Annotated in this window: 29 protein-coding genes; 21 read left to right on the top strand and 8 right to left on the bottom strand. The window is 71.5% G+C overall.

The genetic code is table 11. The annotated features are described in order from the left end of the window. The 6 genes from JAN01S_RS02815 to JAN01S_RS02840 all read right to left on the bottom strand — a co-directional run. Positions 1 to 2,656 (bottom strand): FtsK/SpoIIIE domain-containing protein (locus tag JAN01S_RS02815; RefSeq protein ID WP_157075565.1); only part of this gene is annotated, 2,656 nt, incomplete at its 3' end. A 64-nt stretch (positions 2,657 to 2,720) separates the two neighbouring features. After that, positions 2,721 to 3,317 (bottom strand): energy-coupling factor transporter transmembrane component T family protein, encoded by a 597-nt coding sequence (locus JAN01S_RS02820; protein ID WP_068313344.1) that lies wholly within the window; start codon positions 3,315 to 3,317, stop codon positions 2,721 to 2,723. Then, complete coding sequence (locus tag JAN01S_RS02825; RefSeq protein ID WP_068313347.1) at positions 3,314 to 4,003, bottom strand: energy-coupling factor ABC transporter ATP-binding protein; 690 nt, start codon at positions 4,001 to 4,003, stop codon at positions 3,314 to 3,316. Before JAN01S_RS02825 ends, JAN01S_RS02820 begins: the two co-directional genes overlap by 4 nt. After that, a complete protein-coding gene (locus JAN01S_RS02830) occupies positions 3,997 to 5,127 on the bottom strand; it encodes a thiolase family protein (protein WP_068313350.1) in 1,131 nt (376 codons plus the stop codon). Before JAN01S_RS02830 ends, JAN01S_RS02825 begins: the two co-directional genes overlap by 7 nt. Continuing rightward, positions 5,124 to 6,101, bottom strand: a complete 978-nt coding sequence (locus tag JAN01S_RS02835; protein WP_068313353.1) for an AMP-binding protein — start codon at positions 6,099 to 6,101, stop codon at positions 5,124 to 5,126. The genes JAN01S_RS02830 and JAN01S_RS02835 overlap by 4 nt, the downstream gene beginning before the upstream one ends. Then, positions 6,088 to 6,678 carry a biotin transporter BioY gene (locus JAN01S_RS02840; RefSeq protein WP_068313356.1) on the bottom strand — a complete coding sequence of 197 codons (591 nt, stop codon included), beginning with the start codon at positions 6,676 to 6,678 and terminating at the stop codon, positions 6,088 to 6,090. The genes JAN01S_RS02835 and JAN01S_RS02840 overlap by 14 nt, the downstream gene beginning before the upstream one ends. A gap of 223 nt (positions 6,679 to 6,901) precedes the next feature. Here JAN01S_RS02840 and JAN01S_RS02845 point away from each other — a divergent pair, with 223 nt between their 5' ends. From JAN01S_RS02845 to JAN01S_RS02915, 15 genes are all read left to right on the top strand, one after another. Further along, entirely contained in the window at positions 6,902 to 8,131 is a 1,230-nt protein-coding gene (locus JAN01S_RS02845) for a TadA family conjugal transfer-associated ATPase (protein WP_068313359.1), read from the top strand. Then, positions 8,128 to 8,997, top strand: coding sequence for a type II secretion system F family protein (locus JAN01S_RS02850; protein WP_068313362.1), 870 nt, complete (start codon positions 8,128 to 8,130; stop codon positions 8,995 to 8,997). The genes JAN01S_RS02845 and JAN01S_RS02850 overlap by 4 nt, the downstream gene beginning before the upstream one ends. Next, complete coding sequence (locus JAN01S_RS02855) at positions 8,994 to 9,947, top strand: type II secretion system F family protein (RefSeq protein ID WP_174522269.1); 954 nt, start codon at positions 8,994 to 8,996, stop codon at positions 9,945 to 9,947. The genes JAN01S_RS02850 and JAN01S_RS02855 overlap by 4 nt, the downstream gene beginning before the upstream one ends. Before the next feature lie 28 nt (positions 9,948 to 9,975). Continuing rightward, the gene (locus tag JAN01S_RS02860; RefSeq protein WP_068313365.1) at positions 9,976 to 10,200 is read left to right on the top strand and encodes a hypothetical protein; all 225 of its coding nucleotides are present in this window, start codon (positions 9,976 to 9,978) and stop codon (positions 10,198 to 10,200) included. Continuing rightward, complete coding sequence (locus JAN01S_RS02865) at positions 10,197 to 10,592, top strand: TadE/TadG family type IV pilus assembly protein (protein WP_157075566.1); 396 nt, start codon at positions 10,197 to 10,199, stop codon at positions 10,590 to 10,592. Before JAN01S_RS02860 ends, JAN01S_RS02865 begins: the two co-directional genes overlap by 4 nt. Then, positions 10,589 to 11,044, top strand: a complete 456-nt coding sequence (locus tag JAN01S_RS02870) for a pilus assembly protein TadE (RefSeq protein ID WP_068313368.1) — start codon at positions 10,589 to 10,591, stop codon at positions 11,042 to 11,044. Before JAN01S_RS02865 ends, JAN01S_RS02870 begins: the two co-directional genes overlap by 4 nt. Beyond that, positions 11,041 to 11,523 (top strand): pilus assembly protein TadG-related protein, encoded by a 483-nt coding sequence (locus tag JAN01S_RS02875; RefSeq protein ID WP_068313371.1) that lies wholly within the window; start codon positions 11,041 to 11,043, stop codon positions 11,521 to 11,523. The genes JAN01S_RS02870 and JAN01S_RS02875 overlap by 4 nt, the downstream gene beginning before the upstream one ends. A 106-nt stretch (positions 11,524 to 11,629) precedes the next feature. Next, on the top strand, positions 11,630 to 13,111 hold the full coding sequence (locus tag JAN01S_RS02880) for an AI-2E family transporter (protein ID WP_169797151.1): 1,482 nt from the start codon (positions 11,630 to 11,632) through the stop codon (positions 13,109 to 13,111). 112 nt (positions 13,112 to 13,223) lie between these two features. Beyond that, entirely contained in the window at positions 13,224 to 14,450 is a 1,227-nt protein-coding gene (locus JAN01S_RS02885; RefSeq protein ID WP_169797152.1) for a polysaccharide deacetylase family protein, read from the top strand. 6 nt (positions 14,451 to 14,456) lie between these two features. After that, positions 14,457 to 15,569 (top strand): peptide chain release factor 2, encoded by a 1,113-nt coding sequence (prfB, locus tag JAN01S_RS02890; RefSeq protein ID WP_068313380.1) that lies wholly within the window; start codon positions 14,457 to 14,459, stop codon positions 15,567 to 15,569. Between the two features lie 295 nt (positions 15,570 to 15,864). Next, on the top strand, positions 15,865 to 16,302 hold the full coding sequence (locus JAN01S_RS02895) for a hypothetical protein (RefSeq protein WP_157075567.1): 438 nt from the start codon (positions 15,865 to 15,867) through the stop codon (positions 16,300 to 16,302). Continuing rightward, positions 16,290 to 17,162 (top strand): hypothetical protein, encoded by an 873-nt coding sequence (locus JAN01S_RS02900; protein ID WP_068313387.1) that lies wholly within the window; start codon positions 16,290 to 16,292, stop codon positions 17,160 to 17,162. Before JAN01S_RS02895 ends, JAN01S_RS02900 begins: the two co-directional genes overlap by 13 nt. A 259-nt stretch (positions 17,163 to 17,421) precedes the next feature. Beyond that, positions 17,422 to 17,871, top strand: a complete 450-nt coding sequence (locus JAN01S_RS02905) for a hypothetical protein (RefSeq protein WP_068313390.1) — start codon at positions 17,422 to 17,424, stop codon at positions 17,869 to 17,871. Beyond that, positions 17,853 to 18,323: a hypothetical protein gene (locus tag JAN01S_RS17050; RefSeq protein WP_169797153.1), complete on the top strand. Its 471-nt coding sequence runs from the start codon at positions 17,853 to 17,855 to the stop codon at positions 18,321 to 18,323. The genes JAN01S_RS02905 and JAN01S_RS17050 overlap by 19 nt, the downstream gene beginning before the upstream one ends. Continuing rightward, the gene (locus tag JAN01S_RS02915; protein ID WP_068313396.1) at positions 18,316 to 19,152 is read left to right on the top strand and encodes a hypothetical protein; all 837 of its coding nucleotides are present in this window, start codon (positions 18,316 to 18,318) and stop codon (positions 19,150 to 19,152) included. Before JAN01S_RS17050 ends, JAN01S_RS02915 begins: the two co-directional genes overlap by 8 nt. Positions 19,153 to 19,173: 21 nt before the next feature. On the opposite strand, the gene JAN01S_RS02920 is transcribed toward JAN01S_RS02915, so the two are convergent. Both JAN01S_RS02920 and JAN01S_RS02925 read right to left on the bottom strand, forming a co-directional pair. After that, on the bottom strand, positions 19,174 to 20,070 hold the full coding sequence (locus JAN01S_RS02920; protein WP_068313399.1) for a hypothetical protein: 897 nt from the start codon (positions 20,068 to 20,070) through the stop codon (positions 19,174 to 19,176). Beyond that, positions 20,067 to 20,642, bottom strand: coding sequence for a hypothetical protein (locus tag JAN01S_RS02925; RefSeq protein WP_157075569.1), 576 nt, complete (start codon positions 20,640 to 20,642; stop codon positions 20,067 to 20,069). Before JAN01S_RS02925 ends, JAN01S_RS02920 begins: the two co-directional genes overlap by 4 nt. 172 nt (positions 20,643 to 20,814) lie before the next feature. On the opposite strand from JAN01S_RS02925, the gene JAN01S_RS02930 reads away from it, so the two are divergent. From JAN01S_RS02930 to JAN01S_RS02955, 6 genes are read left to right on the top strand one after another with little or no spacing between them, the layout of a single operon-like run. Beyond that, positions 20,815 to 21,498 (top strand): SAF domain-containing protein, encoded by a 684-nt coding sequence (locus JAN01S_RS02930; protein ID WP_068313414.1) that lies wholly within the window; start codon positions 20,815 to 20,817, stop codon positions 21,496 to 21,498. A gap of 3 nt (positions 21,499 to 21,501) precedes the next feature. Beyond that, the gene (locus tag JAN01S_RS02935) at positions 21,502 to 22,293 is read left to right on the top strand and encodes a hypothetical protein (RefSeq protein ID WP_068313417.1); all 792 of its coding nucleotides are present in this window, start codon (positions 21,502 to 21,504) and stop codon (positions 22,291 to 22,293) included. Then, a complete protein-coding gene (locus JAN01S_RS02940; protein WP_157075571.1) occupies positions 22,290 to 24,017 on the top strand; it encodes a TadA family conjugal transfer-associated ATPase in 1,728 nt (575 codons plus the stop codon). Before JAN01S_RS02935 ends, JAN01S_RS02940 begins: the two co-directional genes overlap by 4 nt. Further along, complete coding sequence (locus JAN01S_RS02945; RefSeq protein ID WP_068313423.1) at positions 24,017 to 24,868, top strand: type II secretion system F family protein; 852 nt, start codon at positions 24,017 to 24,019, stop codon at positions 24,866 to 24,868. The genes JAN01S_RS02940 and JAN01S_RS02945 overlap by 1 nt, the downstream gene beginning before the upstream one ends. Beyond that, on the top strand, positions 24,865 to 25,755 hold the full coding sequence (locus tag JAN01S_RS02950) for a type II secretion system F family protein (RefSeq protein WP_068313426.1): 891 nt from the start codon (positions 24,865 to 24,867) through the stop codon (positions 25,753 to 25,755). The genes JAN01S_RS02945 and JAN01S_RS02950 overlap by 4 nt, the downstream gene beginning before the upstream one ends. A gap of 54 nt (positions 25,756 to 25,809) precedes the next feature. Beyond that, a complete protein-coding gene (locus JAN01S_RS02955) occupies positions 25,810 to 26,025 on the top strand; it encodes a hypothetical protein (RefSeq protein ID WP_068313429.1) in 216 nt (71 codons plus the stop codon). The last annotated feature ends 10 nt before the right edge of the window (positions 26,026 to 26,035 follow it).

Below are 26,035 nucleotides of genomic sequence, written 5' to 3' on the forward strand. Positions count from 1 at the left end.
GGGTGGCCACCCGGGTCGCCGTCCGGACGAGCCGTTGCAGGTCGGTCGGTCCCTCGACGGCTCGGCTGGTGGCTTCGGGCCAGGGCTCTCCGGGGCGTCGCACGAGCAGCGGCTCGTGGACCACCCCGGGTGCGTGACCGGCCACGCGTCCGGTCTGGAAGGGTCGCGGGGGTCCACCACCGGTGCTCGTCAGGGCCCGGCCGGGGGCGCCCTCGGGGATGTCCATGGCATCGGGGCGGCCGATGACGTCGTCGCTGTCGACGCGGTCGCGCACCCGCAGGGCGATGCGCAGGTTGACGTTGGCCTTGATGTCCGCCGACACGATGCCGCCGGGGCGCTGGGTGGCCAGGACGAGGTGGACCCCGAGCGAGCGCCCGACCGCGGCGATGCGCATGAGGTGCGCCAGGGCGTCGGGCTGCTCCTCCGCGAGCATGCGGAACTCGTCGATGACGATCATCAGGCGCGGCAGGGGAGCACCTCGGTGGTCGTCGATGTCCGTGGCCCCGGACGCGGCGAGCACCCGCTCGCGGCGGGTCAGCTCGGCGTCGAGACTCGTCAGCGCACGCTCGGCGGCGGCAGGGTCGAGGTCGGTCAGCAGGCCGACCGTGTGCGGCAGTCGGGCGCACTCGGCGAAGGCGGCCCCGCCCTTGTAGTCCACGAGGACGAAGGTGATCTCCTGCGGTGACAGGTGCGCGGCCAGCGAGGCCACCCAGCTCTGCAGGAACTCCGACTTGCCGGAGCCGGTCGTCCCGGCCACGAGGGCATGCGGCCCGTCGCGGCGCAGGTCGATGGTCGACGCCCCGTCAGCAGCCGCTCCGACGACCACCGTGAGGTCGACGGGTCGGTGCTCGCCGGCGCGACGCCAGGAGGACGCCAGGGCATCCCCGTCGTCGGGGTCGAGCCCCACCAGGCCGACGAGCCGTGCGGCGCCGGGGAGGCTGCCCCCGGCCGCATCAGGGGTGGCGTCGCGCAGCGGGGTGAGCGCGCTCGCCAGGCGCTCGGCCCACGCGGCGCCCGTGCCGTCGACGGTGCCGCAGGCCGCCTGCTCGCCGGCGAGCAGCAGGCGCAGGTCGTTGCCGTCGAGCACGGCGACGGCCCTGGCCTCGTGCGGCAGCTCGGTCACGCTGTCGGCGAGGGCGATGACGAGGACGCGGTGGCGACCCCCTTCGCTCATGATCGTGCGCAAGCCGGGGTCGGAGCGCCACGCACCCACTCCGTCGACGACGACGACATGGGCCACGGGTGTCGCGACGTCGTCGCGACGGCGCTCGGACGCGCGCTCCTCGGCGACCCGAGCCAGGCCGGCGAGCAGTGCGGCTCCGCCCTCCCGGTCCGTCGCGACCCGCGCGGACCCGGGGTCGTCGTCGCGGGCCCGCAGGTGCGCCACCCCGGCGAAGGGGGACCACCATGCGTCATCGTCGTCGGCCACGATCCCCACCCGCACGTCGTGGTGGGAGTGCAGGACGACGAGCTGGCCCAGGAGGTGGCGGGCGAGGCGGTCCCGCACCCCGCGGGGCCCGGCGATCCCGAGGACACCGACCTCGGCGAGGTCGACGGCCAGGGGCACGTCGTCGAGCACGGGGTGCTCACGCACGCCCGGACTGTGCTCGACCTCCGCGCGGGCCGGCAGGGCCCCCAGACCCAGGCGCAGCGCGAGGTGCTCGTCGTGCTGGGCGCGCCTCTCCCACAAGCGTCCTGACTCGCCACGCGCGGCGTCGAACAGGGCGGTCGGGTCGGGTGCAGCGCGCAATCGCTCGCGCCTCTCGGCAGCCAGCGTCGCGGTGAGTCGCTCGCCGGCGCGGGCGCGCTCGACCACCCAGGCCGCATGCGCCTCGCGGTGCTCACGTCGTGAGCTCGTGCGGTCCGAGAGGGTCGAGCCGAGCACGAGCACCGGGGAGAGCAGTCCGAAGAGGAGCATCCGCGGGCCGAAGAACCACGCGAGGACGACCGCGAAGGGGAGCGGCAGCAGCACCATGACCCAGGGGATGCGGCGGCGGGTGGGGCGTTGGGGCTCGTCGGGCACGCGGATGGTGACGGGGGATCCGGCACGGGGCAGGTGCGGCGTCGGGTTGACCTCGAGCGTGCCGGTGCCGGTGGGGGTGTGGCGCGTCGGTCGCGGGCGGTGCGCCTCGACGGCGAAGGTGCTGCGTCCGGCGCGGATCCGGCTGCCCGCTCGCACGGTGGTGCCCTCGTCCGGGACGGGGTCGCCGTCGACGAGCGTGCCGTTGGTCGTGCCGAGGTCGTGCACGAGCACGCCGTCGCGGTCCACGACCAGCTCGAGGTGCGAGCGCGAGAGGGCGTCGTCGTCGATGCGTGTGGTGGCGCCGTCACCGCGACCGATCGTGTGCCGTCCGGGCGTGAGGTCCAGGGTGCGCCCGGCGTCCGGCCCGCACACCGTCACCAGGCGAAGGGGGGAGCGCTGACCCGCTCGTGCCACGGGACCGGTGCCGCCGATGATGATCGAGCACCCGTCGAGCAGGGGCGGCCAGCCGAGGGGCGCGTCCTGGGTCAGGCGCTCGCCGTCGACGTGGGCGCTCGCGTCGGCCCGGTCGAGGGCGGCGAGCAGGTCGCCGAGGGTGTGGTGCCCGTCGGCGCGCACGTCGACGGTCTCGGTGCCCCCGGTGTGCGCGTCGACGACGGTCGTCCGCAGCTGCATGGAGGCACGGTAGGTCGATCGGCCCGATCGGTGCCCGCGGTTGTCCACAGGCTGCCCGGCAGGGTCAGTCGTCGAGTCCTCGCGCGGCCAGTGCGTCGCCCATCGCGTCCGCCCGCCGCAGCGCACCGACGATGAGCGGCACGGCGAAGGCCCTCGGGCTCGCCGCCAGGCCGCGCGCGTGCTGGGCCTCCCGGACCCGCTGGCCGAGGTCGACGACGAGGGGCACGGCGCGGATGGCGAGCTGCAGCATCAGCCCGACCCGCTCGGGATTGACCCCGACCCGACGCAGCGGCCCGCACACCTGCACGACGACGTCGATGAGGTCGCTCGTGCGGGTCGTCAGCGTCACGAGGTTGGCGAGCAGCACGAGCGCGACGAGCACCCCGACGATGACGACGGCGCGCTGCCACCCGGCGACGACGGTCTGGAAGAGCGCGAGCGGCACCATGACGAAGAGCAGCGGACGCACCATCTGCAGCAGCACCCGCAGGGGCATGCGGGCGAGGGCGTACCCCGCGAGCACGACGGCCAGGGCGATCGTCGTGACCAGCGGCGAGCGGACGAAGGGGGAGGCGAGTCCGGTGAGCAGCAGCCCGGCGAGCTTGACCCCAGCGGGCAGCCGGTGGAGGAGCGAGTCGCCCTCGCGGTAGAGCCCGATCACCGGTCGCGGTCCATCAGCTCGAGGTAGCGCGCGATGGAGTCCGCGGGGGTCCCGTCGTGGACGAGTCGGCTGTCGTCGAAGACGAGCACCCGGTCGAAGTCGGCCAGGAGATCGAGGTGGTGCGTGACGAGGACGACCTGCTGGGGCAGGGAGCGCACGACGTCGGCGACCCGGCGTGCGTTGCGGATGTCGAGGAGCGTCGTCGGCTCGTCCATGACGAGCAGGTCGGGCTCGGTGACGAGGACGGCGGCGAGGGCGAGCAGCTGCTTCTGCCCACCCGAGAGCAGGTGGGCCGGGTGGTCACCGCGACCGGCGAGGCCGTGGCCGGCCAGGGCGGCGTCGACGCGGGCGGCGATCTCTCCCTTCGTCAGGCCGCGGCGCCGCAGGGAGAAGGCGACGTCCTCGGCGACGGTCGGCATGACGATCTGCGCGTCGGGATCGGTGAAGCAGAAGCCGACCCGCCGCCGCACCTCACGCCCCTGCGTCGCGGTCGAGAGCCCGTCGAGGGTCACGGTGCCCTGCTCCGGGACGACGAGGCCGTTGAGCATCCGGGCAAAGGTCGACTTGCCCGATCCGTTGGCCCCGATGACCCCGATCCGCTGCTCCTCGAGGCGGACGGTCACCTCGCTCAGGACCGGACGGCCCCCGTCGAAGCCGTGCGTCACGTCGCGGACGTCGATCAGCATGCCTGCACCACCATGGCCACACCCTGCCCGCCGCCGGCGGCGATGGCGGTGAGGCCGAGCGTGCCCCGCTGCTGTGTCACGAGCTGGTGGAAGAGCCGGACGACGAGGACGGCTCCGGAGGCTCCCCACGGGTGGCCGAGCGCGAGGGCGCCTCCGTCGGCGCAGACGCGAAGGGGGTCCAGCCCCAGCTCGTCGCAGCACGCCAGGACCTGCCCGGCGAACGCCTCGTTGACCTCGATCGCGTCGAGCGCGTCGAGACCGATCCCGCTGCGCTGCAATGCTTCTCGAACGGCGGGCACGAGGCCACGGCCGGGGCGGTGCGGCTCGACGCCCGCGGTGGCGGTCGCAAGGATCCGCAGGCCGGGTACGCCGAGTCGGGCGTGCGTCGTCTCGTCGACGACGGCGACCGCGGCGGCCCCGTCGCTGATGCCGCAGGAGTTGCCGGCGGTCACGGTGCCGTCGGCGAGGAAGGTCGGCCGGAGCCGGGCGAGCTTGTCGCGCGTGAGGGTGGCTCGCGGTCGGTCGTCCCGGTCCACGCCGTCGATCGCGACGATCTCGTCGGCGAAGACGCCGGCATCGCGGGCGGCAACGGCGCGGGCGTGGGACCGGGCCGCGTACTCGTCCTGGCGCTCGCGGGTCACCCCGGCCTCCTGCGCGAGCAGGTCGTTGGCCACACCCATCTCGGGGTCGTCCCATCCCTGCGGGGCGAAGGGAGCGCGCTCGTACCGCACGGGATCGGCGCCGTCGACGGGTGGCCAGTGCCGCCACGGCGCGGTGCTCACGGACTCGACGCCCCCGGCGAGCACGGCGGGGGCGCCGCCGCGGACGAACCGGTCGGCGACCTCGATGGCGGCCAGGCCGCTGGCGCACTGCCGGTCGACGGTGAGGGCGGGGACGTGGACGGGCAGTCCGGCGGCGAGGGCCGCCGAGCGGGCGACGTCGCCGCCGGGGCCCATGCAGTTGCCGAGGACGACGTCGGTGATCTCGTCGGGCGCCAGCCCGGATCGGGCGAGGGTGGCCGCGAGGACGGGTGCGGCGAGCCGGTCGGCGGTGTGCCCGGACAGGGAGCGCCCGGCGGTGCCGATGGGGGAGCGGGTCGCGGTGACGATGACGGAGGTGCTCATCGCGCCGCCTCGAGGGCCGCCCGCACGGCGGTCCGGTCGACCTTGTCGGCGCCTGTGAGGGGCAGCGGGTCGAGGTGCAGCCACCGCCGGGGGCGCTGCGCGGGGGTGAGGTGCTCGCGGGCCAGCGCCGTCAGGAGCGGCACGTCGGCGGCGTCGGTCACGGCGGCGGCGACGAGCTCACCGAGGTCCGGGTGTGGCAGGCCGACGACGACGAGGTCGCCGGTGGCGAGTGGTCGCAGCACGCCCTCGACGTCGGCGACGCGCACGGTGGCGCCGGCGGTCGTGATGCCGCCGACGCGGCCGTGGACGACGACCCGACCGTCGACGACGGTGCCGCGGTCAGCGACGGTGGTCCAGCCCCCTTCGCTCGTCAGGTGGTGCTCGGGCTCGAGGTAGCCGTCGGCGACGAAGGGGGAGCGCACCCACAGCTGCCCGTCGCGCGCCTCGACGTCGACGCCGGGGAAGGGGCGCAGGCCGTCGGCGTGCTCGCCCCAGGCGACGAAGGACAGCTCGGCCGCACCGTAGTAGTGGTGCAGTCGGGCGCCGGCTGCCGCGACGCGCTCGGCGGTCGCGGCATCGACCCGGTCGCCGGCGACGACGAGCGTACGGCCGGTGAGGTCGGTCCCGTCGGCGAGCAGGCGGTGCAGCGCGGCCGGGGTGAGGTGGGCGTGAGTGGCGTCGGCGAGGCGGTCGACGATGGTCGCGCCGACCGCGCGGGCGTGGACGGCGGCGAAAAGGTTCATCGTCGCGGTCAGGGGTCCCGGCAGCCACACGCAACTGGCCGCGGTCGTGCCGGTCAGGGCGCCGACGGCGGCGAAGGAGTCGGTCCATGACCCCGTGCTGCGCACGACGGTGCGTGGTCTGCCGGTCGTGCCGGAGGTCGGCAGGGCGATCGGGCGGCCGCTGCGGCGCGCGTCGTCGAAGGCGGCGACCGGGTCGGCCGCCGCCAGGACGTGGACCTCAGACGCGGGCATCGGCACGCTCGGCCCGACGGGTCCGGATGAGGCCGGGGTAGGCCGCGTGCACCCCCTTCGCGACGAAGGCGCAGATGACCGCCTTGGCGAGGTCGCCCGGCATGAAGGGGGCAGCCGCCACCAGCGCGGCGCCCGGGGTGAGGTCGGCGCGCAGGACCATGCCGACGACACCGAGGAGGTTGAGCAGGAGGACGCCACCGAGGACGTTGATGCCGATCGCCGGGGCGATGCGGTAGGGGGCGCCCATCGCGTTGGTCATCGCGCCGATCGCCCAGGCCGCGATCGGCCAGCCGATGAGGTAGCCGACGCTCGGGCCGGCGAAGACGCCCAGCCCACCGCGGCCGCCGGCGAGCAGGGGCAGGCCCAGGGCGACGAGCGCGAGCAGCACGAGGACCGCGAGGGCGCCGCGGCGGGCACCGAGGACCGCGCCGGCGAGCATGATCCCGAGCGACTGCGCGGTGATCGGGACGGCATTGCCGAAGGGGGCGATCGCCGGGATGAGGCCGAGGACGGCGATGATCCCGGCGAAGGTGGCGATCTGGGCCAGCTCGCGGCCGGTGGAGCGCTGCGTGGACAAGGTGGTGCCTCTCGGTCCGGGGACGGCGCGAGGTGGCGGTGCCGTCCGGTGTCGGGCACCGATCATGGCACGGTTCCGGAGCACAGCAGAACACCGTTCAGTTCGTGGTCCTGCCGGGGCCTGTGGATTCTCGAGATGCGAAGCGCCAGCAAATCGCTACGGTTCTTGATCGGTGGCCCGGGGAGGGGCACCACGCCACATCCACATCACGAAGGGGGCGCAGGTGGACGCCGTCGAGACGGTCGAGACCGAGGTCCGCGAGCTCATCCGGCGCTCCGGGCTGGACCCGGTCAAGGAGACCGCGGAGGTCGCCGACCTCGTGCGCGCGGCCGTCACCGACTACGACGAGCGCGCCACCCACGGTGGTCTGCCGATGCTCGGCAACTTCGAGGCGGCGGTCAAGGCGGTCCTCGACACCGTCGCCGGCTTCGGCCCGCTGCAGCGCTTCTTCGACGACCCGCTCGTCGAGGAGATCTGGATCAACAGCCCGAGCCAGGTCTTCGTCGCGCGCAACGGCGTGCCCGAGCTGACGAGCACGGTCCTCACCGCGGACGAGGTGCGTGACCTCGTCGAAAAGATGCTCAAGTCCTCCGGTCGCCGGATCGACCTCTCGTCTCCCTTCGTCGACGCGATGCTGCCGGACGGCAGCCGACTGCACGTCGTCATCCCCGACATCACGCGGGAGCACTGGGCGGTCAACATCCGCAAGTTCGTCGTCAAGGCCGACCACCTGGACGACCTCGTGCGTCTGGGGACGCTGACCAAGGAGGCTGCGACCTTCCTGCAGGCCGCGGTCGCGGCGGGGCTCAACGTGCTCGTCGCCGGAGGTACCCAGGCGGGCAAGACGACCCTGCTCAACTGCCTCTCGGCCGCCATCCCACCGCGGGAGCGGGTCGTGACGTGCGAGGAGGTCTTCGAGTTGAAGATCCCCATGCGCGACGTCGTCTCGATGCAGTGCCGCCAGTCCAACCTCGAGGGCCTGGGCGAGGTGCCGCTGCGGCGCCTGGTCAAGGAGGCCCTGCGCATGCGGCCCTCGCGCATCATCGTCGGTGAGGTGCGTCAGGCCGAGAGCCTCGACCTGCTCATCGCGCTCAACTCCGGTCTGCCGGGCATGTGCACGATCCACGCCAACTCGGCCCGCGAGGCCGTGACGAAGATGTGCACCCTCCCGCTGCTCGCCGGGGAAAACGTGGGATCGCGCTTCGTCGTGCCCACCGTCGCCGGGTCGATCGACCTCGTCGTGCATGCGGCGCTCGAGTCCGACGGCGTGCGTCGCGTCCGCGAGATCGTGGCCCTGCCGGGCCGGATCGAGAACGACGTCGTGGAGATCAGCGACATCTTCACCACCCGCGAGGGGCGTCTCGTGCGTGCCGACGGCTACCCGCCGCACCGTGAGCGCTTCGCCCGCGCCGGGTACGACGTGGCCGCCCTGCTCGGGGGTGTGCCCGCGTGACCGGTGTCCTCGTCGGGGCCCTGCTCGGGGTCGGGCTCTTCCTCATCTGGTGGTCGCTGTGGCCGCGCGATGAGGCGCCCACGCGTGCCGACCGTGACAACCGGATCGTGCGACGGCTCAAGGACGACATCGCCCAGGCCGGGTATCGCGGGATCGGGCCCGCGGGCCTGGTCACCGCGTGCGTCATCGCCTTCCTCCTCGTCCTCGTCACCGTCGTCGCCCTGACCCGCGTCCCCGCGATCGCCCTGTGCTTCGCCGTCATGGCCGGGTGGGTCCCCATCGCCGTCGTGCGGATGCGGGCCCGGGCACGTCGGGCGCACCTGCGTGACCTGTGGCCCGATGCCGTGGACAACGTGACCTCCGCGGTCCGCGCCGGGCTGGCGCTGCCCGAGGCCCTCGCCCAGCTGTCCGTGCGCGGACCCGAGGAGTTGCGGCCCGCCTTCGCCGACTTCGCCAGCGACTACCGCACGACGGGCCGCTTCAACGACTGCCTGGACCGGCTCAAGGACCGCCTGGCCGACCCCGTCGGTGACCGCCTCGTCGAGTCCCTGCGCATCGCCCGAGAGGTCGGCGGCTCGGACCTGGGCTCCCTGCTGCGCACGCTCTCGACCTTCCTGCGCGAGGACGCCCGCACCCGCAGCGAGCTCGAGACCCGACAGTCGTGGACGGTCAACGCGGCCCGCCTCGCCGTGGCCGCACCGTGGATCGTCCTGGCCCTGCTCTCCACGCGTCCCGAGTCGGTGCAGGCCTACAACACCTCGACCGGTGTCCTCGTGCTCGCGGTGGGTGCGGCCGCGACCTTCATCGCCTACCGGGTCATGGTGCGGATCGGTCGGCTCCCCGAAGAGGAGCGGGTGCTGCGATGACCGACCTCGTGCACTCCATCGGCCTCGGACGCAGCGGTGCCGTGCTCGGGCTCCTGCTCGCGCTGGGGCTCGCACTCGTGCACCAGGGGCTGCCGCGACACCGGCGCGCGACCCTCGACGACCGTCTCGCGCCCTACCTGCGCGACACCCCCAAGCCGTCGCGGCTGCTCGCGACCCCTGATGTCTCGCTCATCGCTGTGATCCCGACGGTGCTGCGGCCCCTCGTCACCGACCTGGCCCACCGGGTCGAGTCCGTGCTCGGCGGGACGGCCTCGGTGCGTCGACGCCTGCTGCGTGCCGGTCGGGCACCCGACACCGACCACTTCCGTGCCGAGCAGGTCGTGTACGGCTTCGTCGGTGCCGTGCTCGGTGGGCTCCTCGGTCTGTTCTACGTGACCGGACAGGGTCGGTCGCCGGTCTTCCTGCTCGTGCTCCTCGTGCTCGGCTTCGCCATCGGTGTGGTCGCGCGGGACACGCTGCTCAGCCGTGAGGCCGACCGGCGGGAGGCGCGGATGCTCGCCGAGTTCCCCACCGTCGCCGAGCTGCTCGCGCTCGCGGTCGGCGCCGGTGAAGGTGCCTCCGGAGCGCTCGAGCGCGTGGTGCGGTTGTCCGACGGAGAGCTGTCGGACGAGCTCGGCCGGTGCCTCGCCGACGCCCGCGCGGGGGCGAGTCTGCCGACCGCACTGCAGGGCCTGGCCGACCGGACCGGCCTGACCTCGCTCGCCCGGTTCGTCGACGGCATCGTCGTCGCGGTCGAGCGCGGCACCCCGTTGGCCGACGTCCTGAGGGCCCAGGCGCAGGACGTCCGGGAGGAGGGCCGTCGCCTGATCATGGAGGCCGGCGGCAAGAAGGAGATCGCGATGATGGTCCCCGTCGTCTTCGGCGTCCTCCCGGTCACGATCCTCTTCGCCCTCTTCCCGGGCCTCGGCTTCTTCCAGTTCCAGATGTGACCAGACAGCAACGCCACAAGGAGATGCAATGACCGATCCACTCATCAAGACCCACGTCCGACTCTCGGCGACTCTGCGTCGCGCGGCCGCTCGCCTCGAGGACGAGACCGGCGACGTCCCCGGCTGGGTCCTCATCACGCTGATGACGGCGGCCCTCGTCACCGGCATCTGGGCCATCGCCGGCGACCAGCTGAAGTCGATGTTCGAGAGTGCGCTCAACGGCGTGACCGGGCCCGACCAGGTCCACGATTGATCGGTGCCTCGCGCCTGGGCGACGACCGCGGCTCGGCGGTCGTCGACTTCACCCTGACGTCGGCCCTGCTGCTCTTCGTCTTCCTTGCCGTCTTCCAGCTCGGGCTGGCGCTGCACGTGCGCAACACGCTCATCTCGTGCGCTGCCGAGGGGGCCCGGTACGGCGCACGGGAGGGATCATCCGCCGAGCAGGGGGAGGACCGTGCCCGCGACCTGATCACCCGGTCGCTGTCGGCGCGGTACGCGAGCAGTGTGAGCTCCCGGGTCGACACCACGTCCTCGGGGGTGCAGGTCGTGGTCGTCGACGTGGAGGCACCGGTGCCGGTCGTGGGACTCATCGGTCCCTCGTCGGGGTTCGACGTGTCAGGTCGGGCCTTCCTGGAGACGCAGTGAGCGGCTCTGCGGGCACCGTGCGGGAGCGCTTGGCCGACGAAGGGGGGACCGCCGTGATCGAGTTCGTCTGGTTGGCGATCCTCCTGCTCGTCCCGCTCATCTACCTCGTGCTGTGCCTGGCCCGCCTGCAGGCGGGCTCGTATGCCGTGACCCAAGCGGCGCGTGAGTCGGCACGTGCCTTCGTGACCGCCCGGGACGACGTCTCGGCGAGCGCCCGATCGCAGTCGGCCGCGGACATCGCCTTCTCCGACCAGGGGTTCACCGGCCAGGGTTCGCTCGCCGTCGACTGCTCGGCGGCGCCGTGCCTCTCGCCCGGGGCGTCGGTGACGACGGAGGCATCGGTGCGGGTCCCCCTTCCGCTCGTGCCGTCCTTCCTCCGCGAGGTCGTGCCACTGGAGGTCCCCGTCTCGGCGACCCAGGTGGCGCCCGTGCCGACGTACGAGGTGCGATGAGCCACCTTCGTGCCCTCCTGCGGTCTCGCTGCGGCGACGACCGCGGCCAACTGAGCATCCTCGTGCTCGGCCTGACCGTCATCGCGATGACGCTCGTCATCGGAGGGTTGGCGGTGACCTCGGTGCACATCTCGCGGATGCGGCTGCTCGATGCTGCGGACTCGGCGGCCCTGGCCGCCACGGACGACGGGGCGGAGCAGATCTACGAGCGCGGCGTGGGGGAGGACCTGCCGCTCGACGACGAGCTCGTGCAGCAGAGCGCGGCCGAGCACCTGGCCGGCCGTGCGCGTCCGCACGGGCTGGAGAGCTGGTCGGTGGCACCGGGGACCGGGACGCCCGACGGCCGCACTGCCGTCGTCGTCCTCACGGGCGAAGCGGACCTGCCGCTCATCGGGGGCCTGCTGGAGTCGATGGGTGGGTCGGTGACCGTCACCGTCGAGTCGCGTGCTCGGGCCGGGGTGGTGACGGGCGCGCCGTGACGCGCCCCGCGTGACTCGCCCGACCCGCTCGGGTCCACATGTCGGCCCGAGGTGACACGATGGCGTCGCGGGCAGACCGCACCCAGTGGTCCGGAGGGAGACGCACGTGCAGGACGAGCGGTCGGGGGAGCGCACCCCGGCGAAGGGGGGCACGACGGACGTCGTCGAGCCGGACACCGTCGAGTCCGACGCGTCGGCCACGGACGCGGCGCCCGACGGCGCGTCGTCCGACGACACGACAGGCGACGGACCGCGCGAGGCCACGGACGAGGAGAGCAGGGGGACCCCCGCAGTCTCCGACGCCCGCACCGGCGATGGGTCAGCGGACGAGTCAGCCGCCGACGAGCACCCCGCCAACGACGAGCCGGAACCCGACGCCCCCGCTGGCGCCAAGGCAGCCGACGAGGTCGCCCACACGAGCGACGGGCTGGTCGTCCCCGCCCACGCGGCGCCCACCGGCGCCGAGACGATCCCCGCGGCGGAGGTGCACAGCCCGGAGCGCGACCACGAGCACGACGAGCGCGGCCGCTCCCGCGTCTCCCTGCCGCCCACCCTCACCCTGCTCCTCGGCCTGGCCGCGACGGTCGTCGCCATTGCGGGGCTCAAGCAGGTGGCCGGGATCATCGCGCCGACCTTCCTCGCGGCGACGCTGATCATCGCGGTGTACCCGATCTACAAGGTGCTGCGCCGCTTCCTCGGCGGCGCGATCGCCGGCCTGCTGCTCATCGTCATCCTCTACGGGATCCTCGCGGCACTCGGTGCCTCGATCGGCATCGCGGCGAGCAAGTTCGCCACCGAGCTGGCCAAGCCGGAGTACACGAGCACCTTCACCGGTCTGGTCTCCGACGGACGCGAGTTCCTCAACTCCAAGGGCATCGAGGCCGAGGAGATCGACGAGGCCATCGCCAACTTCGACCTGCGCAACCTCACCGGGCTGGCCAGCTCCCTGGCCAACACGGTCACCGGGCTGACGACGACGATGCTCTTCCTGCTGACCGTGATGATCTTCCTCGTCATGGACGCCGGCGGGTTCGGCCACCGGCTCGCGGCCATCCACCGGCACAAGCCGGACGTCGCCGACGCCCTCGTCGACTTCGGCTACCGGGTGCGCAAGTACTGGATCGTCTCGACGGTCTTCGGTGTCATCGTCGCCGTCATCGACTACGTGGCCCTGATGTGGCTCGGGGTGCCGCTGGCCATGACCTTCGGCCTGCTGTCCTTCGTCACCAACTACATCCCCAACATCGGCTTCGTTCTCGGCCTGATCCCGCCGGCCTTCATCGCGCTGCTCTCCGGTGGGGTCTCGACGATGGTCTGGGTGATCGTCATCTACTGCGTGGCCAACTTCGTCATCCAGACGATCCTGCAGCCGAAGTTCACCGGTGACGCCGTCGGGATCAACGCGACGACCGCCTTCCTCTCCCTGATGTTCTGGGCCTACGTCTTCGGGGCGCTGGGCGCGCTGCTCGCGATCCCCTTCACCCTGCTCTTCAAGAGCCTGCTCATCGACCGCGATCCCAACAACCGCTGGGTCAACCAGTTCATCGCCAGCTCGCCCCGTGAGGGGACGAGCGCCCAACCCCTGTAACGATTCGGACCCGTCCGCGGGACACGCGCCCGCCCGGGTGGCGGCCGCGCACAGCCTCGGTCACGGTGGGACCGGCCATCGCGACACGTCGCGTCACGGAGGGGCTGGGGACATGGGGATGGGACTCGACCGCAGACAGGTCCTGACCGCGGGAGCGGTGGGCGCCGGCGCGCTGCTCGCCGGGTGCGGCACCACCACGACGGCGACGGGGCCCCCTTCGTCGTCCTCGGCCGCGCCACGGCGGGCCTCCCGCCGCCGCGAGCGACTCATCGGGGACGGGTCCACGGCCGACACCGGCCCGCAACCCCACCAGCCGCGCGTGCACAAGCTGGCGAAGGGGGAGGCCCCGCCGCAGTTCGTCGTCGTGTCCTGGGACGGCGCGGGGGAGACGAGCAGCAAGCTCTTCTCCCACTGGCTGGAGGTCGCCCGGCGCCACGAGGTGCCGATGACTTTCTTCCTCACCGGCATCTACCTCCTGCCCGGCAAGCAGAGGCACCGGTACGCGCCACCGCGCCACCCCGTCGGGGCGTCCGACCTGGGCTGGCTGCCCGACCGCTTCGTGCACGCCACGATCCGCCAGGTCCGCCGTGCGTGGCTCGACGGCCACGAGATCGGCACCCACTTCAACGGTCACTTCTGCGGCCCGGCGAAGGGGGTCTCGACGTGGTCGGTCGACGACTGGCTCTCGGAGATCGAGCAGGCGCAGGAGTTCGTCACGTCGTGGCGCAGCACGACCGGCCTCACCGACGAGCCGCCCTTGCCCTTCGACTACGGCAAGGAGGTCGTCGGGGGCCGCACGCCCTGCCTCGAGGGTACGGACAACCTGCGCAAGGCCGCCGCGCAGCTCGGGTGGCGCTACGACTCGAGCGGGACGCGATTGGCGACGTGGCCGACCAAGGTCGAGGGCCTGTGGGACCTGTCCCTGCAGCAGGTGCCCTTCCCCGGGCACGACTTCGAGGTCACGGCGATGGACTACAACATCATGTTCAACCAGTCCGAGGTGACCGACGGCGACCCGGCGATGCACGACACGTGGCGCGCCCAGGCGCGCGACGCGTACCTCGCCGGATTCCGCCGCTCGCTGGAGGGCAACCGCTCGCCGCTGGTCATCGGCAACCACTTCGAGCAGTGGAACGGCGGCATCTACATGGACGCCGTGGAGCAGGCGATCGAGACGATGGCGCAGGAGCCGCAGACCCGGTTCGTCACCATGCGCCAGCTGTGTGACTGGCTGGACGCGCAGGACCCCGACGTCATCGCCGGGCTGCAGGGGCTCACGGCCGCCCCCGAGGGTGGCTGGCGCGGATGGGAGCCCGGGGGGACGCCTGCCGTAAGGTGACCTGCTGTGGCTGTCGACTTCGAGACCGAGATCAAGAACCTGCGCACGACCATGGGCTCGGTGCGTGACGTCACGGACGTGCCCGCCCTCGAGGCGCGCATCGCGGACCTCGAGCAGCAGGCGGCGGCCCCCGACCTGTGGGACGACCCGGACAGCGCCCAGGGCGTGACCTCCGCGCTCTCCCGCGCCAACGCCGAGCTCGAGCGCATCCAGAGCATGGACTCACGCATCGAGGACCTCGAGGCGCTCGTCGAACTCGGCCGCGAGGAGGGGGATGCCGAGACCCTGACCGAGGCCGAGGGTGAGCTGGCCAAGATCGCCAAGGCCGTCAGCCAGCTCGAGGTGCGCACCCTCCTGTCCGGCGAGTACGACGAGCGCGAGGCCGTCGTGACGATCCGCGCCGGCGCCGGTGGCGTCGACGCCGCGGACTTTGCCGAGATGCTCATGCGCATGTACCTGCGCTGGGCCGAGCGCCACGGCTACCCGACCAAGGTCATGGACACCTCCTACGCGGAGGAGGCGGGCCTGAAGTCCGCGACCTTCGAGGTCAACGTCCCCTATGCCTACGGCAACCTCTCGGTCGAAGGGGGGACCCACCGCCTCGTGCGGATCTCCCCCTTCGACAACCAGGGTCGACGCCAGACGTCGTTCGCCGCGGTCGAGGTCATCCCGCTCATCGAGGGCACCGACTCCATCGAGATCCCGGACAACGAGCTCAAGATCGACGTCTTCCGCTCGTCCGGTCCCGGCGGGCAGTCGGTCAACACGACCGACTCCGCGGTGCGCATGACGCACATCCCGACCGGCATCGTCGTGTCGATGCAGAACGAGAAGTCGCAGATCCAGAACCGCGCGGCGGCGCTGCGTGTCATGCAGTCGCGCCTCCTCCTGGCCAAGAAGGCCGAGGAGGCCGCGGAGCGCAAGGAGCTCGCCGGCGACGTCAAGGCCAGCTGGGGTGACCAGATGCGCTCCTACGTGCTCAACCCGTACCAGATGGTCAAGGACCTGCGGACCGAGCACGAGACCGGCAACCCGAGCGCGGTCTTCGACGGCGACATCGATGCCTTCATCGAGGCCGGCATCCGCTGGCGGATCGAGCAGGCGAAGTCCGAGGACTGACCTCGGTCGCGCAGGATCGGTGTGGTGTTCCTCGTCCGCAGGTGAGCAGGGTTGTGGACGCGCATCAGGCGGCGCACGCGTTGCCCGGATGCGAAGGACCGGGGGGCAGGGCCCCCGGCGCATCGGGAGGACGTTCATGCGCGGGGTGCGCACACGAGTTGGTGCGGCCGTTTTCGGTGCGGCACTGGTCTTGACGATGGCCGGGTGCGGCGATGACGGTGGCGAAGCATCCGACGCGACGAGCACGGAGTCGTCGAGCGCAGGGTCGTCCCCGACGTACGGCGAGGACCACATCATGGCCCAGGTCAAGAAGGTCAACACGTCCCTTCAGTCACTGGGCCCCAGCGAGAAGATCCCCACGGACGCAGACTGGGCGACCGACTCGTTCCGAAAGTCGTACGACGCCACCAGGGACGGCTACACGGAGCACGGGGCCGAGGTGAAGGGCAAGGTCACGTCGACCGCCCTCCACCTCGACGAATCCGACCCCGAGGCCCCGGGCGGATGGGACGTGTCGGTGTACAACTGCGCCGAGTCGACCTTGAGGCTCTACGTGGACGGCGAAGACATCACTCCGGACCCGGACAATCCTGGCCAGGTCCTGCCCAAGGGGCCGCAAACCGAGATCTACTTGCAGAGCTTCACGACACCTGATGGGGGAAAGTCGTGGCAGCTGGACGACTCGCAGCTGGTCGAGGGCACACAGGCGGAGGAGTCGCCGTGCGCCGCGTGATCGCAGCAGCGGGCGCTGCCATGGTCTTGGCCGCTGTCGGGCTGCCCGCGCAGGCAGCGACGAGCGAGGGCGCTCAGGACTGCGGGACGTGGGTGCAGACGGGGGACGGCGGTTGGAGGTTCGTCGCCAAGTCCTGCGGTCGTGATGGATCGACGCCAGGGGGTGGCGGTGACAGCTCCCCCGGCAACGGGGGCGGCGGTGGCGGCAACTCGGACGGGGGCGAGTCGTCCGAGCCGCGTCGGCGGACCGTGTCGCGAGAGGTGTACAACGAGATGATGCAGCGGTGCATCGTCGACGGTGATGCGCTCTCCATCCAGTGCATGGCCAACCTGCCGCAGGTCGCGGAGCCGGGCCAGCCGCCGGCAGGAGTTCCGCCGCTGGCGGTCGAGGACGTGCAGGAGTTCGCCATCGCGCAGCTCTCGACCACGGCTCCCGAGATCGGGGCGTCGCCGTGCCAGTCGACCGCGAACGCGTGCCGGGGGACGGTGGGCGTGCCGGTGTGGCTGTGGGTCGGTGACGGCACCGGTTCTCTGCCGTCGGATTCGGTGAGCGTGACTGCTGGACCGTTCACCATCGACGCGACCGCGAAGGTGTCCAAGGTCAAGTGGTCACTCGGTGACGGACAGACGACGTTCTGCAGCGGGACGGGCACGGCCTTCGATGCAGCGAAGCACGGGTGGTCGAACCCGGACTGTGGCTTCGACAACGGCTGGAAGCAGCCGGGGACCTACACGCTGACGGCGTCGTACGTGTGGGAGATCTCGTGGTCCGGTGACCAGACGGGCACCGCGACGGAGACGGTGTCCTCGACCGAGCAGGTCACGGTCGGTGAGCTGCAGTCGGTGGCCTCCCAGGGCTGAGGGGAGTCCTCCCCACTGCGCGCGGCGCCGATCTCACCTACGGTGGCCGCGACAGACGAGGGGGCTGCATGAAGATCAAACGGATGACGACCGATGCTTGGGCGGTCGCCCAAGAGCTGGCCCAGGGTGAGACACAGGCGGGGTTCCGTCCCGTCCGCAAGCGCACCGCGAACGAGTTGCGAGTGCACGGGATCATCAGCGGGGACGATGTCCTTGACCCGAGTGGCAGCGACTCCTGTCGGTGTTGGGGCGTGCACCTGTGGTCCAGCGCATTCTCGCCAGCCACCGGGATGTCACCCTTCACACCGACGTCGTCGTCCTGCCGGACATCGCACTTGCCGTGACCCAACGCCGCACGTCCACCCACGACCCCGCAGGGCCGCGCACCGTGACGGGTGTGGAGTTGGCGGTGGAGGTCGTTCTCTTCGGTCACGACGAGATCTGGCGGGTCGTCCGACGCGTCATCCCGGACATCCCCGCTCTTCGAGCCGACCCGGATCCGTCCGTGCCCGAGGAGCCCATCTCGGTTTCCGACGAGGACCAGGCGCGCGTCGCAGCCATCACCAAGATGCGTCACGGCGCTCGGCCCTCCAGCCGTGAGGCGATCGACCTCATGCGGGATCCGGACCCACGCCTGCGTGACCTGTTGGACGCCGAGGCAGAGGTCGATGCTGTTCTCGTCAACCGAAAGTGGGTCAAGGTCGTATGAGGACGTTTCCGGAGGAGGGGATGTACGCACTGATCGAGGGCGATTGGCGCAGTGTGTCCACGGGTCCTGCCCGCGATGACATCCACGTGATCGACCTGGACAAGGAGGAGTTCGACCGGTGGGTGGCGCCCCACGAGATCGGGCGACGATGGAGCCCTTCGCGTGGGACGGGCGCTGTCGATGTCACGATTCACGCGATCGACGAACTGGTCGAGGTCCGTTGGACCGGTCGGTATCGCGGGCTCGATGTGTTCCCACTCGGCCCGGTGCTGGACGGGTGGGTGGCGGTGTCGCCCGTGAGTCTCGCCGAGGATGCGGGGGAGGACCTCGGTTTCCGCGGGTCGGCCCGTTTCGGAGATCGTCACAAGCGTATCCCCGTCGAGGAGTTCGTCGACGTGAGTGAGGAGATCAAGGTCGTGTACCGGCGGGGAGAGGGCTGGCTGCGTGGGTGAGGTCTTGCAGAAGGTGCTCATGCCGTGGTTGTCGCAGGCCGTGGGAGAGCAGGGCTACCACTACGTGGGTGGCCCGGTCACGCGACTGGCGGACATCCGTCACCTCGGCACTGCTCGCGACCTGGTCACGGCCTACGAGCTGAACCAGTCGGCGGCATTCGTCGACGACCCGGCGTTCGTCGACGTCGTGCGCTTCGAGGTCGAGCCGCTCATGCGCCTGCGCGCCCCGGAGATGCTGCAGCGCCCGTGGCCGACCTACCCCATGGGGTTCCTGTCCGGGCACTCGAGCGGTCCTGTGCCCGTGTGGGTCCTCGACCGCACCCGCGTCCCGCGCGGCGCGGAGATGTGGCGCGTCCACCGGTCGGGAGAACAGGAGATGCTCACCCGTTTCGAGGGCATCGCCCGCGGATGGCGCTCGGCGCGGGGCTTCATGCCGATGACCCACCTGGTGGGACCGCGGGCCGAGTTCGAGGGGCGGGAGTACGCGGCGGAGTTCACCGAGCCCACTGGCGGCCAGGTGGAGCTGGTCCACTTCGGTGAGGACGTGCCCCCGGGGTTCGAGCCCGTCCGCCCGATGGTGTCGGCGCGTACCGTCCTGTCCGCGCAGTGCGAGCAGGTCCACGAGGTCGTGCTGTCCGCGCAGTGGCTCGGCGTCGACGCGCGGATCCTGCAGCCCACGTCCCAGGATGCCCTGCTGCTCCTCGAGCAGCCGGACGTCGATGCCATCGAGCGGACACGTGCCCGTGAGGTCGAGCCGGGGTACTACGAGGTGGTTGCACCCAAGAGCGAACTGGCCCATGGCGGTGGCGTCAGCAACGTTCTCCAGTGACCGAGCCGGGTACCGACCCGGTCAGTTGGTCCCGTGGGAGCTCACGACCGACTGGTACTCGCCCACGGTGACGTCCGCGGTGGAGGTCCGGGTCACCGTGTCCGTTCCGGTCGCGTCACCCGAGATCGTGACGTCGTAGGTGATGCTCGCGCTGATCGTGTAGTCACCAGCTCGTGTGTATCCGCCGGGCACCCCGCAATCGGGGCTGCTCGCCCATCCCTTGCCCGCGTCGTACGCCGTGCCCGCATTCGTGCAGGTGACGGTCTGACCGTCACCGAGGTCCCAGACGACCTGTGAGGGCTTGGCGGTCACGGTCACGCTCAGACCTCCGGCGCTGGCGCTGTCCTGATAGGTCTTCCACTGGTTGCCCTCGAGCCAGAACCACACGGGCACGCCGACGGTGCCCTTGCACTCGGCGTCGGTGCACGGGGCCGAGCCCATGGCCGGCTTCGGCAGCGTGATCTGGGCCATCGCCATCGAGATGACCTGCTCGATGGTCACCGTCGTCGCCGGTTCAGCCGGCTCCGGCTCGTTGCCCTCGCAGGACTCGTAGACGTACGGAATGACGAAGACGTCGCACGGCGGCGGTCCCGAGGGCATCCCCGTGATGGGATCGAAGGCTCCGGGGTCGCGTTCACGCCACTCCGCCATCGCCGACTCGCGGTCGTACTTCTTCGCAGTGGATCCACCGGACGGTGGAGTGTGTGCGAGGACCGGCGAGCCGGATGTGGGTGTGACCGACGGGCTGGGGGTCGACGTCCGGGTGACCTTTTCCTCCTGTGACTTGACCTTGGCGATGCAGCGTGCCGCGTCGCACGGCTTGTCCTTGCCGGCGAGCGTCAGAGTGTCGGCCGATGCCACCCCCGCGGTCACCGGGATGGCCAGTGCTGCGACCACCGCAGCCGCCATCCGCTTCATGACTGCCCCCGGGACATGGGGCAGGTGGTCTTCCCCGTGATCTCGTCGCTCTGGACGCGCCAGTCGGCATCAGCCGCGGACCGGGTCATCGTGACCTTGTTGACCTGGATCGTGCCCTCCTTGAGGGGATTGCCTTCCGGGTCGCTCCGCAGGTCGTCGCCTGCGGTCCAGCCCTCACCGTCGCGGGTGGCGATGAGCTTCTGGTGCACCCGGTAACAGACCTCGACGGTCGCCCGCGTGGTGGAGTGCAACGTGGTGTCGCTGGCGGTCAGCTCGTCCTTGCCGTCGACGCGGACCGACGGCACCACGGCGGCGAACTCCGTGAGCTCCTCGGCACGGTCAGGACTGATGAGTTCCTTCAGCCGCGAGCTCGGAGGCTCGGCGGGATCGGCGGAGGCCATCAGCCTCCAGTACTCCTCGAAGACGGCAGTGGCGCTCGCTTCGTCGTCCATCGCGGACGAGCTCGCCGATGTCGTGGTCTCGTGCGGTTCCGGATCGTCACTGCACGCGCCGAGGCCGAGGGACAGTGCGGTGACGAGACCAGCAGAGGCGATGGCGCGAAGGGGGTGCACGTGGGGTTCTCCCGGATGGTCGACGGCGGGGTGACGGCACATCTCAGTGCCTTCAGTTCATCACAGGAGGGGACGGTCCGCACATCGAGATCCGTCGTCGACTCGCATTCGGCGCCGTCGTTGGTTACGGTCGCCCCCGTTGAGGCACGACGACCAGGGGGAGCGACAGCTCATGACCGCAGCACCGCAGACCGAGGTGCCCGCGCCTCCTTCCGGACCCCCCGCACGGGAAGAGGTCGGTGCCGTCAAGCCCCGACGCAACATGCGGTTGGTCCTGCTCGGCATCGCCTTGGCCGTGATCTTCGCCCTGCTGGCGGTGTGGGCTGTCAACCGCGCCGGCGAGGCCCGCAGCGTCGTCGTCGTCGCCAACGACGTGCGTGCCGGGGACGAGATCAGGGCCTCCGACCTCGCGACCACGCGACTGCGCGGTGGTGAGGACGTCCGGACCGTGCCGGCCTCCCGACTCGACTCCCTCGTGGGCAGGCGGGCCATGCAGGCTCTGCCTGCCGGCAGCCTCGTGACGGAGAACAACTTCGAGCAGCGCATCAGCCCCCGCTCCGGTGACGTCATCGTCCCGATCGCGGTGACCGCAGGGCAGTACCCCGCGAGCGGCCTCGAGCGGGGAGACGTCGTGCGCGTCGTCGTCACCGGTGGCGGCCAGTCCGTCGAGGGCCTCGAGCCCGGGACCTCCTTCGACGGGGTCGTCCTCGCGCTGGGACCGCAGGGGGACAACGGCACCATGACGGTCGACGTCTCGATCTCCTCCGGTGACGCCGCGTCCGCAGCGGCGGCCTCGGGCACCGGCCGGATCTCGATCATCAACGTCGCGCCGGGCGGCACGGGGCAGGAGGGCTGAGTCGTGGCCCTGCACATCCTCACCTCCCTGAGTGGCTCGCCCGGGGTCACGTCCACGGCGCTCACCTGGGCGCAGGTCAGCGACCGGCCAACCCTGCTCATCGAGGCCGACCCGGCCGGTGGTTCACCGATGCTGTGCATCGGCTGGGGCGGCGCGCACCCCCACGACCGCTCCATCCTCGACCTGGCCGTCCACCCGACGACCGAGTACGTCGAGCGGATCTGGGAGCTGGCCATCCCCCTTCCCGGCCGGGAGCGGCAGGCGTGGCTCGTCCCCACCGTCGGCATGGCCGCCCAGATGAAGTCGCTCATGGGCGTCTTCGGACCCATGGGCGAGGCCCTGGCCCGCATCAGCCGCGACAGCCACGTTGACGTCCTCGTCGACATCGGCCGCCTCGGCGCGGCCGGCGCCTCCACGCAGCTGTGGCAGTACGCCGACACCGTCCTGCTCTTCACCGACACGACCCTGGCGGCCCTCAACACCCTGGCCGTCGGCAGCCCGGCGCTCGTCGACGAGCTCGACGGCATCGGCGCCCGACACCGCCTCGCCGTCGTCCCGCTCCTGGGCGATGAGAAGGGGGCATCGCACCGTCCGTACGGTGCTCGCGAGATCGGTGGGATCACCGACGGAGTGCCGGTGCTCACCGGCGTCGCCCGCGACGCCAAGGCGGCCGGGTCGCGCGTCTGGGGCAAGCGGGGTCGCTACCCCCTGAGCGTCAAGCGTCTCATCGCTGGCGTCGACCAGCACGCTCGAGAAGCCCACGCGGTCCTCGGTGGCGAGAGGGCCCCGGCATGAGCCCCAAGTCGACCCCCGACCCCACGCAGCCCACGGACCTGCCGATCTTCGCCCAGCGTCCGGAGCCGTCCGCGCGTGCCCTCGGCGGTGCCTCCCCGTCCGCCCTCCACCACGCGCCCACCCCGCCCCCGCCGCCGCCGTACCTGCCTCAGGCTCCGGCTCCCCACGGCGTGGACGAGGCGACCACTGCAGGACCCGGCTCAGCGGCACCAGAGGCGACCGCTCCCCGTGGCGGGCTGCCGACGGGCGAGTATCCGACGACCGAACGGCCGTTGGGGGAGCGGGCACTGCGCCGGCGGCGCCGGGAGGCGGCTGCCGTGGGCGGTCGCCAGGGGCAGATCCGAGAGGCCCTCGAGCGCCTCGAGGCGGTCGACTGGGCAGCGGTCCAGCATCTGCGCAGCCAGGTCAGCGCGTCCCTGACCCTCCTGTCCGAGGACACCGTCCTCGATGAGTCGCGCCACCGATCGACCGTCGACCGACTCACCCAGCAGGCCGTCGACGACTGGGTCCAGGACCGGGTCGCGCGCGGTGAGGGCGTGGTCTCGCTCGACGCCCAGGCGGCCCTGCGCGCGGCCGTGCTCGACTCCATGTTCGGTGCCGGGCGCCTGCAGCCGCTGCTCGACCTGCCGGGCATCGAGAACATCGAGATCGAGGGCCACGACAACGTCACCCTCGAGTTCAGCGACGGTTCCCTCGAAATGGGGCCGCCCGTCGCCGACAGCGACGCGGACCTCATCTCGGAGATCCAGCACCTCGCCCGCACCTCCGCGACCGGTGAGCAGCAGTTCTCCATGGTGCGGCCCTGGCTGCGACTCGCCCTGCCGGATGGTTCGCGCATGGCGGCCGAGGCGTGGTTGTCCCACCGGCCGTCGATCACGATCCGCAAGCACCCGTACATCGACACCGACCTGGCCCAGATGAAGGAGCTCGGTTCGATCGACGACTCGCTCCAGGCATTCCTGTCGGCCGCGATCCGTGCGGGCAAGAACGTCATGGTCTCGGGCGACGCGGGTGCCGGTAAGACCACGCTGGTGCGGGCACTGCTCAACGAACTCGACCCCCGCGAGCGGCTGGCGACGGTGGAGGCACAGTACGAGCTGCTCATGCACCGGCTGCCGGAGAGGCACCACCGGGTCTGGGCCGCCGAGGCGCAGGGCGGTGGTGAGGTCGGCCTGGACGGTCGCCCCGTCGGCGAGGTCACGCTCACCCGTCTCATCGAGCTGAGCCTGCAAAAGAACGTCACCCGCATCGTCGTCGGCGAGGTCGTCGGCGAGGAGGTCATGGCGATGATGGAGGCCATGCAGGGTGGCCGCGGCTCGGTCTCGACCGTCCACGCCCACTCCGCACTCGACACGGTCGAGCGTCTCGTCACCCTCATCACCCGCGCCCGCGGCAACGTCGACACCTCCTTCGGCTACCGACTCGTCGCGCAGAACGTCGACCTCGTGGTCCACGTCGGGCTCGTCGACGAGTCCCACCTCGACGGCGGGCGCAAGTGGCGTCATGTCGATGAGGTGGTGGCGCTCGAGATCTCCCGCGACACCCACGTGGCGCACACCCGGATCTTCTCGCCGGACGAGTTCGGCCGGGCCTGCCCGACCGGGCAGCTCCCGTCGTGGATCGGTGACATCGAGCGTCACGGGTTCGACCCGGGCTGGCTGGACCCTGCGGCCAGCACGTGGGGTCCGCCGCCCGAGCTGCTCGTGCGCCACAGGACTGCCTGATGACCGCTCTTGCGATCATCGCCGCACTGGGGCTCGCGGTCGGTCTGACCCTCATCGCGGCGGGACTGACCAACCCGCCTCCGGCACCGAACCGGCCTCGGTCGCGCAAGCGTCAGAGCGCGACCTTCAGCCCGGTCGACCGACGCAACTTCCTGATCGGTGCGTTGGTCGGGTTGGTCCTGGCGCTCTTCGGCTGGGTCGTGGCCCTCGTCATCGTGCCGATCTTCGCCGTCGCCCTGCCGTGGCTCATGCGGGTCGACCGGGGCACGACGCCCGAGCAGCTCGAGGCCATCGAGGAGTGGGTCCGCTCGCTCGGTGGGGTCATCGGTGCCGGTCAGGGCATCTCCGGTGCCATCATCGCCACCCGCGTGTCCTGCCCGGACGAGATCCGGCCGCAGGTCGACCTGCTCATCAGCCGGATCCACGCCCGGCGGCCACTCACCGACGCCTTGTACTCCTTCGCCGACGACCTGGACAACCAGGTGGGGGACTTCGTGGCGACTGCGCTCATCCAGGCCGCCCAGCACGAGGGAGCCGGTCTGCGGGAGGCGCTCGCAGGCATCGCCTCCGACGTCACCGAGGAGGTGCGCGCACGACGCGACATCGAGGCCTCGCGCTCCGGTGCGCGCACCCAGGCGCGACTCATCACGATCATCGTCATGGTGGTGCTCGCCCTCTTCGTCTTCATCACCCCCGTCGGGGCGCAGTACCGCACCCCCAACGGCCAGGCGGGCCTCTTCGTCCTGTCGTTGCTCTTCCTGGGTGCCCTCTACTGGCTGAAGCGAGTCGCCACGGTCAAGCCGCTCGCCCGATTCCTCGTGCGTCCCGCGACCACAGAGGTGCGCCGATGACCCCGCTCGTGCTCGCCATGGCGATCTCGGCCGTCGTGGGGATCGGCCTCGCGCTCGTCGTGGCCGGGTTGACCCCGGCCAAGCCCGACCTGTCGGCCGCGGTCACCCGCATGCGGCCGGAGACGCTGCGTGCGAGGCGGGAGAGCGAGACCCTCCCCACCGACCGCACGCGGACCGAGCGCATCGGCGTCTGGGCCCGGCACCGCACCGACCGCTTCGCCGTCCTGCAGGCCCCGCTCGAGGACCTGGAGCTGCTCCAGATACCCGTCGAGTCGCACTACGGCAAGAAGGCCATCGCCACCGGTGCCGCACTCGTCGGATGCACCCTCCTGCCGATGGCCCTCGGCATCGGCTTCGTCATCCCCTTCGGCATCGGCCTCGCCTTCGCGATCTTCGCGTGGTTCGTCCCCGATCTGACCGTGCGGGACCGGGCCAAGGACAGCCGGGAGGACTTCGCGTACGCGGCCGTCTCGTACCTGCGTCTCGTCGCGATCGCGCGCCGCGCAGGGCTGGGCCTCGTCGCCTCGCTCGACTCCGCGGCCCACAAGTCCGACTCGTGGATGTTCGTGCGCATCCGGGAGGAGCTGCGCCTGGCCCGCTGGGCGGGTGAGACCTCGTGGGACGCGCTCGAGCGGCTGGCGGCCCGGACGGGCGTGCCCGAGCTGAAGGAGGTGGCCGACATCATCCGACTGGCCAACGACTCCGGCGCGAGCGTCAGCGACAACCTCATGGCCCGGGCGGCCTCCATGCGTGACCGACTGCTCACGCGCGAGCAGACCGCCGCCAACGCGGCCACGAGCTCGATGGGGATCCCCCTCGCCGCGCTGGCGGTGCTCTTCCTCATCGCGATGCTCGTCCCCGCCGCCATCCAGCTGTCGCCGGGCTGACCTCGTCAACTTTCGGCAGACTAGAGACCAAGCCACACACATCAGGAGGAAAGCATGATCCGTTTGTTCGTCGTCATGGCCATGCTCTGCATGGCCCCCGTCCGCCGGCTCGACAGCGCCGTCCAGGCGCGCGGTGAGGACCCCGAGGCGGGCTTGACCACCCTCGAGTACGTCATCCTCGGCGCGCTCGTCCTCGCTGTGGTCGTGACCGTCGCGGCGGTCATCACCGGCAACCTCGAGTCCTGGGCCGACCAGATCCCGACGCCCTGACCGAGACGTC

It is taken from the genome of Janibacter anophelis NBRC 107843, assembly GCF_001570945.1.
Taxonomy (GTDB): domain Bacteria; phylum Actinomycetota; class Actinomycetes; order Actinomycetales; family Dermatophilaceae; genus Janibacter; species Janibacter anophelis.